Here is a 9,383-nt window from a genome sequence, read left to right as displayed (position 1 = left end):
CGATTCGGAAGGCCTGCCCACGCGCGCCGAACTCGATCGCCTCGAAGCGGCCCCGGCTGCCGAGCCGGCCCCGGCCCCGGCCGACGCGCTCGCGCGATAATCGCCCCGCGCGGCGCCGCGCGCGCCGCGACGAACCCGCAACGGCGCACGACGCCGAAGGAGACAGCCCCATGCATGCCACGCTTCCGGTCCGCCGCTGGTGGAAGATCATGCCGATCGTGTTCATCACGTACAGCCTCGCGTATCTCGATCGCGCGAATTTCGGCTTCGCGTCGGCGGCCGGCATCAATCAGGATCTCGGCATCGGCAAGGATCTCGCCTCGCTGATCGGCGCGCTGTTCTTCCTCGGCTACTTCTTCTTCCAGATTCCCGGCGCGATCTACGCCGAGCGCCGCAGCGTCAAGCGGCTGGTGTTCTGGAGCCTGATCCTGTGGGGCGGCTGCGCGGCGCTCACCGGCGTGATCGACAACATCCCGTCGCTGATGGCGATCCGCTTCGCGCTCGGCGTGGTCGAGGCGGCCGTGATGCCGGCCATGCTGATCTACATCAGCAACTGGTTCACGAAGCACGAACGCTCGCGCGCCAACACGTTTCTGATTCTCGGCAATCCGGTCACGGTGCTGTGGATGTCGGTGGTGTCGGGCTATCTGGTGCACGAATTCGGCTGGCGCCACATGTTCATCGCCGAGGGCGTGCCGGCGATCGTCTGGGCGGTGTGCTGGTGGGTGCTGGTGCAGGACAAGCCGGCCCAGGCGAAGTGGCTCAACGGCGACGAGAAGCGCGACATCGAACGCGTGCTGGCCGCCGAACAGGCCGGGCTCAAGCCGATGCGCAACTACCGCGAGGCGTTCCGCCAGCCGGCCGTGATCATGCTGTGCGCGCAGTACTTCTGCTGGAGCATTGGAGTATACGGCTTCGTGCTGTGGCTGCCGTCGATCGTCAAGAACGGCTCGTCGCTCGGCATGGTCGAGACCGGCTGGCTGTCGGCGCTGCCGTATCTGGCGGCCACCATCGCGATGCTGCTGGTGTCGTGGGCGTCCGACAAGCTCGATTCGCGCAAGGCGTTCGTCTGGCCGTTCCTGCTGATCGGCGCGCTCGCGTTCGCCGGTTCGTACGCGCTCGGCTCGACGCATTTCTGGCTGTCGTATTCGCTGCTCGTGGTGGCGGGGGCGGCCATGTACGCGCCGTACGGCCCGTTCTTCGCGATCGTGCCGGAGCTGCTGCCGAAGAACGTGGCGGGCGGCGCGATGGCGCTGATCAACAGCATGGGCGCGCTCGGCTCGTTCGTCGGCTCGTATTTCGTCGGCTACCTGAACGGCGCGACCGGCTCGCCCGCGGCGTCGTACGCATTCATGAGCGCCGCGCTGGTGGCGGCCGTGGTACTGACGCTGATCGTCAAGCCGCAGCCCGAAAACGCGCTGCCGCTCGCTCACCCTTCCACCGGAAAATGATTCGCATGACGCATCGTATCGTTGCCTACAAAACCCTGCCCGACGACGTGCTCGCCTACCTGAAGGCGCACGCCGAGGTGATCCACGCCGACGGCGCCGAGGCGCTCGCCGCCGCGCTGGCCGATGCCGACGGCGCGATCGGCGCGAGCCTGCCCGTCACCGCGAAGATGCTCGACGGCGCGCCGAAGCTGCGCGCCTGGTCGACGATCTCGGTCGGCTACGACCAGTTCGACGTGGCGGACCTGACGCGGCGCGGCATCGTGCTGGCCCACACGCCCGACGTGCTGACCGAATCCACCGCCGACACGGTGTTCGCGCTGATCCTCGCGAGTGCGCGGCGGGTGGTCGAGCTGGCGGAATTCGTCAAGGCGGGCCAGTGGACGAAGAGCATCGGCGAGCCGCTGTTCGGCACCGACGTGCAGGGCAAGACGCTCGGCATCGTCGGGCTCGGCCGGATCGGCGCGGCGGTGGCGCGGCGCGCCGCGCTCGGCTTCCGGATGCGTGTGCAGTACACCAACCGCAGCCCGCATGCCGAGGCCGAGGCGCAGTTCGGCGCGCGCCGCGTGCCGCTCGACGAATTGCTGGCCACCTCCGATTTCGTCTGTTTGCAAGTGCCGCTGACCGACGCCACGCGCCACCTGATCGGCGCGTCCGAGCTGGCGAAGATGAAGCCCGGCGCGATCCTGATCAACGCCGCGCGCGGCCCGGTGGTGGACGAGGCGGCGCTGATCGCGGCGCTGCGCGCCGGCACGATCCGCGGCGCGGGGCTCGACGTGTTCGAGCGCGAGCCGCTCGCGGCCGATTCGCCGCTGCTGGACATGAAGAACGTGGTGGCGCTGCCGCATATCGGCTCGGCGACGAGCGAAACGCGCCACGCGATGGCCCGCAATGCGGCCGAGAACCTGATCGGCGCGCTCGACGGCACGCTGCGCGAGAACATCGTCAATCGCGAGGTGCTGGCCCGGCAAGGCTGACGTGCGCGGCGGGGCGCAAACGGGGCGCAATGCCGCGAGCCGGCCGACCGGCGATCGCGCCGGCCGCGCCCGCCATCGAAGCGGCGAACACGGCCGCCACCGATGCGTCGAAAGCCGCACCCGCCGCGGCGACGGCGCCTACCCCGGCCGACACCGCCGCCTCGCGCAAGGCCGCCGCCGACGCGCTGTTCTACATGACCAAGTAAGCCGCACGACGCAAGGCCGCGTCCCTTCTCGGTCTTGCGTCGCACTTTCAATCGCCCGACGTTTTAATTTCTGCACTTTCATTTCATATAAGCGCACGCAATCGTCAGCATTGCCAACGATTGTGTCCTGCCTCTCCGCTTCGCCCCAGCCGTCGCCTCGCGATCGCTAAAACCTCAGTTTTTCTCGCGTTTTTGCCTGTTTTTCCGCACCTGCACGCCGTCACGCTTATCGCAAGCGCGGGTGTTCCCCTGCAAGCCGAAATTCCGTAGCAGGACTACACTTCGATGAAGCCGCCCCGGCATCATTCGAAGCGGCATGAAACACGTTCCCCAATAGGAGACACGGCTTCATATGAAAAACATAACAATTCGCCAACTCAAGACGTTCGAAAGCGTTGCGCGCAATTTGAGCTTTTCGCGTGCGGCCGAAGATCTGCATCTGACTCAGCCTGCCGTCTCGATGCAGATCAAGCAGATGGAGGATCAGGCCGGCGTGCCGCTGTTCAGCCATGTCGGCAAGCGCATCGCGCTGACCGACGCCGGCGAGCTGATGCTGCGCCACAGCCTCGCGATCCTCGCCGATCTGAAAGCCGCCGAGCAATCGTTCGCAACCCTGAAGACCGGCAACACGCAGCGCCTGCGCGTCGGCCTGATCACTTCGGGCAGCTACTTCTTCCCGCGGCTGATCGGCGCGTTCATGCAGCGCAAGCCCGGCGTCGATCTCGACATGTCGGTGCGCAGCCGCGATCAATTGATCGCCCAGTTGCGCAGCGACAGCCTCGATCTCGCGGTGATGGTGCAGGCGCCGGACGATCCGGCCATCGTCGCCGAGCCGTTCGCGCCGAATCCGTTCGTGCTGGTGGCGGCGCCCGATCATCCGCTGGCCGGCGTGCGCAACCTCGACCGTTCGCGCATGGCCGGCGAATGCCTGCTGGTGCGCGAGAGCGGCACCGACACGCGCAACGCCGCCGAGGACAGCTTCCGCGGCCAGCCGCACGCGCCGCGCTTCATGGAGATCGGCTGCGCCGAGGCGATCAAGCAATCGGTGATGGCCGGCATGGGCATCAGCCTGTTGCCCGCGCAGACGGTTCAATCCGAACTGCGCGCCGGCCTGCTCGCGGTGCTCGACGTGCAGGGCTTTCCGCGCAAGCGCAACTGGTGCGTGGTCCATCGCGCCGACCGCCATCTGCCGCCGGCGGCCGTCCATTTCCGCGAGTTCCTTCTGACCGAAGGCGGCGCGCGGCTCGAACACATCACGGGAATCGACAAGGTGCAGGCCGACATGGCGCTTCAACGCTCCGCATATGTTCCGGGGCCGGCGCGGCCGGTCGCGAGCACGGCGAGCCTCGACGTCGCGCTGCGCACCCGCGCCCTGTTACGCGACGGCAGCCTGCCAGACCAGGGCGATATTCAAGGCGAGAATCACGGCGGTGGCGAAACCCGCCACGACGACGATCTTGCGGCTCGCGGCAAACCGGCCCATCACTGAGCGGCGCGACGACAGCACCACGAGCGCGATCAGCGGCACCGGCAACACGATGCTGAGCACGATCTGGCTGTCGATCATCGCGTGCATCGGATCGCAGGTCAGGCACACGATCACGGCCGGCACGATGGTGATCAGGCGGCGCACCAGGACCGGAATGCGAAACCCCACGAAGCCCTGCATGATGTTCTGCCCGGCCATCGTGCCCACCACCGAGCTGGAGATGCCCGAGGCCAGCAGCGAGACGAGGAACAGCACGCCCGCACCGGCACCGAGCACGGGCGTCAGCGTGTGGTACGCCGCCGCGATGTCGGCGATGCCGGGCGCGTGCTTGCTGAACACCGAGGCGGACATCGCCACCATCGCCATGTTCACGAATCCGGCCAGGCCCAGCGCGACCATCACCTCGCGATTCGAGAAGCGCACCAGACGGCTGCGCTGATAGTCGTTGCGCGCCGGCGCGCGGTTCTGCGTCAATCCGGAGTGCAGATAAATGGTGTGCGGCATGATGGTCGCACCGACGATCCCCACGGCCAGCATCAGCGCCTCGCTGCCATGCAGTTGCGGCACGAACGTATGGAAGATCGCGGCGTGCCAGTCGGGCGGCGCGATGAACAGCTCGCCCAGGTAGCTGAGGCCGATCACGGCGATGAACGCGGCGATCACCAGTTCGAGCGGGCGAAAGCCCTTCTTGTCGAGCGACAGGATGCCCACCGTCACGATGCCGGTGATCAGCAGCCCCCAGGCCAGCGCGAGATGGAACAGCAGCGAGATGCCCATCGCCGCGCCCATGAACTCGGCCAGGTCGGTGGCGATCGCGGCGATCTCGGAGCCGATCCACATCGCGATCACGAGCGGCTTCGGAAATTCGTCGCGGCACACTTCCGCGAGGCTGCGGCCCGTCACGATGCCGAGCTTGGCGGACATCGCCTGAAACAGCATCGCCACCAGCGACGCCAGCATCACCACCCACAGCAGTTCGTAGCCGTAGGTCGAGCCGGCCTGGATATTGGTGGCGAAATTGCCCGGATCCATGTAGCCGACCGAGGCGATCACCGCCGGCCCGGCGAATGGCAACAGCGCGCGCAGGCCGCGGCGTTCGTTGTCGAGCGTGTCGCGCATCGCGGTGACGGTGTCGGCGGTCGTCGTGCCGGCCAAGGCCTGGCTGGCGGTGCGTTTGAGTGCCATCGGCATGATGTGAGCCTCTTGCAAATGCGTGCTGGATTTCGATAGCGGACAACAACGGGAACGAGGCGGCCGCGCGCCGTGCGGCAGGCGTCGAGCCTGCGCGCACGCGCACGCCGGGGCCGCGGCGGCCTGCGACTCAGGCGATCACGTCGCGCCGGCCCTTCAGGCGGTGGATCGCATCGAGCGTCTCGTCGTCGACGCGCAGGTGCTCGCGCAGCAACTGCCTCGGCACGTTCGCCAGCCATTGCGACAGCGTGATCTCGGAGAAGTGATCGGACTTGAAGATCTCGAGGAACACCAGATCCTCCTTGCCGGTGTTCTTGATGTAGTGGCCGAGGTTCTTCTCGACGTAGCCCACGTCCCCGGGGTTGAAGTCCACCGTCTGCGCGGCCGGCCCGGTGTTGAACACCGTCATGCGTGCCGTGCCCTTGATGAAGTACTGCCATTCGTCGTTGTCCGGATGCCAGTGCATTTCGCGCAGGCCGCCCGGCTTGACCGTCACGAGCGCCGCGGCCACCGTCTTCGACACCGGGAAGTTGTGGCTGTCGACGATGCGCACTTCGCCGCCCGAGCTCGACACCGTCGGCGCCATCGCGCTCATGCGGAAGATGAACGGGTGATCGGGGCGGCCGGCCGGCGACGCGCAGTAGGCCTGATCGGCAGCCAGTGGGCCAGCCTTCGCGCCTTGATAGATCCACAGCTGTTCGAGCGGAATCTCCTTGAACTTTTCGGCCGGCACGCCGAAGTTCTGCGCGAGGATGTCGGGCGGCGTGTGGGCGAACCAGTCGGACACCATCAGCGTGTTGAATTCGCCCGAGGAACCGTTATCGAACGCCAGCACGAATTCGCCGCCGTTGTCGCCGAGGCCCTGCAGCGAGTGCGGCAGGCCCGGCGGGAAATACCAGATGTCGCCGGCGGCCACGTCGGCCACTTCGGCGCGGCCCTGCGTGTCGATGGTCGTCACGCGCACCTGGCCGCTGACCATGATCGCCCACTCGGCCTGCTGGTGCCAATGCAGCTCGCGCACGCCGCCCGGCCCGAGGCGCATGTTCACGCCGGCGATGTCCTTCGAGATCGGGAACGCCTTGGTGGTCACTTCGCGCGCCCAGCCGCCAGCCTGGATGCGCTTGTGAGCAAGGTTGAACGAGGCCCACGGAATCGGCATGCCGCCCACGTCGGTGGCGGGCGGATTGTTGAACGACGGCAGCACGTCGCGCAGCACCGGGTTCTGCGGACCGGGTTCGGACAGCGCGGCCGGCGTGGAATTGATCGCGCCTTGCGGCGGCGTATCGGGGTTGCCGAATTCGGCGGCCTTGGCTGCCACCGCGGCACCCATCGCGACGGCGCCTGCTGCCGCGCCGACCAGCACGCTGCGGCGTTTCATATCGGTCATGCTCTGTTCTCCTGAATATCTTTTCCTGATGAAGATCGGCCGCCGCGGCGCGTGGCGCACGGCGCTGCCGATCGATCGGAACCTTGCTGTCCGCTCCGTGACGCCAATACTAGGGACGCACGCTCAGGATGAACAATCAGGAATTCTTGGCGAGTGCATAAGCAGGTTTGATACATCGCCGCAACGAAGGCGCATAGGATCTGCGCATGCGCCGGTGTCCGCATCGGTGCGACGCGCGGTTCAATTCAAACGGAAGCAAACGCAAGGAGCGTGAACATGGGTAGCCTCAGCATGACGCATTGGCTGATCGTCCTGGCGATCGTGTCGCTGGTGTTCGGAACGAAGAAACTGCGCAGCCTCGGCACCGATCTGGGCGGCGCGATCAAGGGCTTCAAGGAAGGAATCAAGGAAGACGAAGCGGGGGCGGCAGCGCCCGAGGCGCTCGCGCAGGCGGCCGTCTCGCACGACGCCGCGGTGGACGTTCAGACCAAGCGCCCGGCCGCGCAATCCTGAACGCAGCGCATCGGCAAGGGGCGGGTCATCATCGGCCCTGCCCCGCCCGCCGCAAATAGCGAGCCACACGCATCACGGCTGCTTCGCTGTCAACAACTCCACGCCGAAGCCGACAAACACGAGGCCGGTCGTGCGCCGGATCGCCGCCACCGCGCGGCTCGCGCGCAGGCGACCGTGCAGATGGCGCACGCCGGTCGAGTAGATCGCGTGCACCACGAGCACCGTCAGCGCGATGGTCAGGTACATCTCGGCGAACTGCAGCGGCAACGAGCGTTGATGATCGACGAACTGCGGCATGAACGCGGACAGGAAGATCATGGTCTTCGGATTGCTGCCGGCCACGATCATCGCTTCGCGCAACAGCCGCCAGCGGCTGACCGGCGCGGCCGTGCCCGGCGCGGCATTCGCCTCGGCGCCACCGGCGGCGGGCCGCCCGGCCTCGCGCCATTGCCGGATGCCGATGAAGATCAGATAGGCCGCCCCGACCAGCTTCAGCGCGACGAACAGCGGCGGCATCGCGGCCAGGATCGCGCCCACGCCCACCGCCACCAGCATCACCACCACCAGTTGCACGAACAGGTTGCCGGCGATCGACACGACCGTGCCGCGCGCGCCGTGGCGCACCGTGTTGCGGATCACGAGCAGCACGTTCGGGCCGGGCGTCAGCGTGGTCAGCAGATAGGCGAAGGCGAACAGCAGCCAGGTATGGGCGGACATCGGCATCTCCGGAAGGCGAATGGGGCGCAACGGTGGGGCCAGAACAGTACGGCGAGCGGCCACTGGCGGTGGACGCGAAGGCCCCCAAAGCGGCCGCCAGCGCCGATCATGCCACGCCGGCGCAAGACGCGCGGCGCCGCCCGGCACCGGGCCGGCGGGGCCGCACCGGCCGGTGCGCGGGGCAGGCAACGCGACGGCCATACACACTGCCCGATTTCCAAGGCAGCCGGCTCGCCGTGACGTAAAATAGCGCTTTTCCCCAGCGGACTCCCTTTTCCCGATATGAAGCTCGCCTCCACGCCCGACATCATCGCCGAGCTGAAAGCCGGCCGCATGGTGATCCTCGTCGACGAGGAAGACCGCGAAAACGAAGGCGACCTGATCCTCGCCGCCGATTTCGTCACGCCGGAAGCGATCAACTTCATGGCGCGCTACGGCCGCGGCCTGATCTGCCTGACGCTGACCCAGGAACGCTGCAAGCACCTGAACCTGCCGCTGATGACCTACCGCAACGGCACGCAGTACGGCACGGCGTTCACGGTCAGCATCGAGGCGGCCGAAGGCGTCACCACCGGCATCTCGGCGGCCGACCGCTCGCACACGATCGCCACGGCCGTCGCGCGCGACACGCGCGCCGACCAGATCGTCCAGCCGGGCCACGTGTTCCCGATCATGGCGCAACCGGGCGGCGTGCTGGTGCGCGCCGGCCATACCGAAGCCGGCTGCGACCTGACGGCGCTCGCGGGCCTCACGCCGGCTGCCGTGATCTGCGAAGTGATCAAGGACGACGGCTCGATGGCGCGCCTGCCCGATCTGATCGAATTCGGCGAGCAGCACGGCATCCTGATCGGCACGATCGCCGACCTGATCCACTACCGCAGCCGCACCGAATCGATCGTCGAACGCGTGGCCGAGCGCACCATGCAAACCGCGCACGGCGCGTTCCAGGCCGTGCTGTACCGCGACAAGCCCACCGGCTCGCCGCACATCGCGCTGGTGCGCGGCACGCCCTCGCCCGATGTCGACACGCCGGTGCGCGTGCACGAGCCGCTGTCGGTGCTCGACCTGCTCGAAACCAGCACCTCCACGCACTCGTGGACGCTCGACGCCGCCATGAAGGAAATCGCCGCGCGCGACCTCGGCGCGATCGTGCTGCTCAATTGCGGCGACAACAAGGAACATCTCGTCGACGTGTTCCGCGCGTTCGACGAGGAAGAAAAGGCCGCGGTGCTCAAGCGCCGCCCGGTCGATTTCAAGACGTTCGGCATCGGCGCGCAAATCCTGCGCGACGTCGGCGTCGGCAAGATGCAGGTGCTCGCGAACCCGCGCAAGCTCGGCAGCATGTCGGGCTGGGGTCTCGAGGTGACGGGCTTCGTGCCGATGCCTGGCGGCGCGGCGTCCGAGATCTGAGTTCAACGCAACCGGCTGATCCGCCGCTCCCAACCACGCTGAATC

Annotated in this window: 9 protein-coding genes; 6 read left to right on the top strand and 3 right to left on the bottom strand. The window is 67.4% G+C overall.

The genetic code is table 11. The features are described from left to right. Window positions 1-170: 170 nt before the first annotated feature. The 4 genes from G3N92_RS10445 (at window position 171) to G3N92_RS10430 (ending at window position 4,120) form a co-directional block, all read left to right on the top strand. Entirely contained in the window at window positions 171-1,451 is a 1,281-nt protein-coding gene (locus G3N92_RS10445) for an MFS transporter (protein ID WP_206127386.1), read from the top strand. Window positions 1,452-1,456: 5 nt separating this feature from the next. Beyond that, window positions 1,457-2,425, top strand: coding sequence for a D-glycerate dehydrogenase (locus G3N92_RS10440; RefSeq protein ID WP_206127385.1), 969 nt, complete (start codon window positions 1,457-1,459; stop codon window positions 2,423-2,425). 29 nt (window positions 2,426-2,454) lie between these two features. Next, window positions 2,455-2,631, top strand: coding sequence for a hypothetical protein (locus G3N92_RS10435; protein ID WP_206127384.1), 177 nt, complete (start codon window positions 2,455-2,457; stop codon window positions 2,629-2,631). Window positions 2,632-2,983: 352 nt separating this feature from the next. After that, on the top strand, window positions 2,984-4,120 hold the full coding sequence (locus tag G3N92_RS10430) for a LysR substrate-binding domain-containing protein (protein ID WP_206127383.1): 1,137 nt from the start codon (window positions 2,984-2,986) through the stop codon (window positions 4,118-4,120). Here G3N92_RS10430 and G3N92_RS10425 read toward each other — a convergent pair. Together G3N92_RS10425 and G3N92_RS10420 are read right to left on the bottom strand one after the other, a co-directional pair. Next, entirely contained in the window at window positions 4,007-5,311 is a 1,305-nt protein-coding gene (locus tag G3N92_RS10425; protein ID WP_206127382.1) for an Nramp family divalent metal transporter, read from the bottom strand. The two genes, G3N92_RS10430 and G3N92_RS10425, sit on opposite strands and share 114 nt — an antisense overlap. Before the next feature lie 130 nt (window positions 5,312-5,441). Further along, window positions 5,442-6,698 (bottom strand): cupin domain-containing protein, encoded by a 1,257-nt coding sequence (locus tag G3N92_RS10420; protein ID WP_206127381.1) that lies wholly within the window; start codon window positions 6,696-6,698, stop codon window positions 5,442-5,444. A 276-nt stretch (window positions 6,699-6,974) separates the two neighbouring features. On the opposite strand from G3N92_RS10420, the gene tatA reads away from it, so the two are divergent. Beyond that, the gene (gene tatA, locus G3N92_RS10415) at window positions 6,975-7,211 is read left to right on the top strand and encodes a Sec-independent protein translocase subunit TatA (RefSeq protein WP_206127380.1); all 237 of its coding nucleotides are present in this window, start codon (window positions 6,975-6,977) and stop codon (window positions 7,209-7,211) included. 72 nt (window positions 7,212-7,283) lie between these two features. Here the strand turns inward: tatA and G3N92_RS10410 are convergent, their stop codons facing one another. Beyond that, window positions 7,284-7,928: a LysE family translocator gene (locus G3N92_RS10410; protein WP_206127379.1), complete on the bottom strand. Its 645-nt coding sequence runs from the start codon at window positions 7,926-7,928 to the stop codon at window positions 7,284-7,286. Window positions 7,929-8,210: 282 nt separating this feature from the next. Between G3N92_RS10410 and ribBA the strand changes: the two genes are divergently transcribed. Further along, the gene (gene ribBA / locus G3N92_RS10405; RefSeq protein WP_206127378.1) at window positions 8,211-9,338 is read left to right on the top strand and encodes a bifunctional 3,4-dihydroxy-2-butanone-4-phosphate synthase/GTP cyclohydrolase II; all 1,128 of its coding nucleotides are present in this window, start codon (window positions 8,211-8,213) and stop codon (window positions 9,336-9,338) included. Window positions 9,339-9,383: the final 45 nt, after the last annotated feature.

This window comes from Burkholderia sp. Ac-20379 (assembly GCF_017104645.1).
In the GTDB taxonomy this organism is placed as follows: Bacteria; Pseudomonadota; Gammaproteobacteria; order Burkholderiales; family Burkholderiaceae; genus Burkholderia.
Note: the sequence above shows the minus strand (reverse complement) of the source record. Positions and strands in the feature narration are given on the sequence as shown.